The sequence below is a fragment of the Rhodovulum sp. PH10 genome (assembly GCF_000293785.1).
In the GTDB taxonomy this organism is placed as follows: Bacteria; Pseudomonadota; Alphaproteobacteria; order Rhizobiales; family Xanthobacteraceae; genus Rhodoplanes.
In genome coordinates, this window is sequence record NZ_AKZI01000239.1 from 1 (window position 1) to 874 (window position 874).

At 67.3% G+C, this 874-nt stretch carries 1 protein-coding gene; it reads left to right on the forward strand.

Translation table 11 applies throughout. From position 1 onward, the window contains the following. Positions 1–831 (forward strand): toprim domain-containing protein (locus A33M_RS24730; RefSeq protein ID WP_237718446.1); only part of this gene is annotated, 831 nt, incomplete at its 5' end. Positions 832–874: the final 43 nt, after the last annotated feature.

The window sequence follows — 874 nt, forward strand, 5'->3', positions numbered from 1 at the left end:
TCCGCCCTCACGACCATCCGCAGAAGGTGGGGCCAAAACGACGCTTACGACGTTCTCGTCGCCGGCGAGGGCATCGAGACCATGCTGTCGGTCCGCTGCGCCATCCCCCACATCCCGCTGATCGCAGCTCTGTCGGCCAACCATCTCGCCGCTCTGGCGCTGCCGCCGACACTGCGACGCCTCTACATCGCGCTGGACGACGACGTGGCCGGGCACCGTGCCGCGCAGACGCTCCGTGACCGCGCCGAGGCGGCCGGGGTCGAGGCGATCGTGCTCACTCCGAGGACGAACGACTTCAACACCGACCTGCGGCTCCTCGGGCCGGTCGCGCTCGCCGCCTCGATCAGTGGCCACCTTGCGCACGAAGACGGCCGGCTTCCGGTTGCCATGACAGATCCGAGCTGGGAGGAAGCGCTCCTCGGCAAAGCACACGACCGCGCTGCATGGGACAGCGGCGACACCGACCTCGACACCGACTTACGTCGCTACGCCCGTCAGAACCATGAAAGCGGGGGCGCGAAGTGTTTCGTTGCCGTTCCCTGCGACGCGCCGAGGCGCATTCTCGGCTTCTATACGCTCAGCCCTGCCTCGCTCGACTACGCCCGGACCCCTGCGCTCGCCAGGAAGGGGGTCGCACGCTACGACGTGCCGGTGTTCCGTCTCGGTCGCCTCGCCGTCGATCTCGGCCTGCAAGGACGCGGCCTCGGTGGTGCGTTGCTGTTGCGTGCAGCCGAACGCTGCATTCGCGTGGCACAAGACGTCGGTGGCGTCGCACTCCTCATCGACGCGAAGACTGATCGCGCCGCAAGTTGGTACGAAAGTTATGGGTAAGCGTCGTTTTGGCCCCACCTTCTGCGGATGGTCGTGAGGGCGG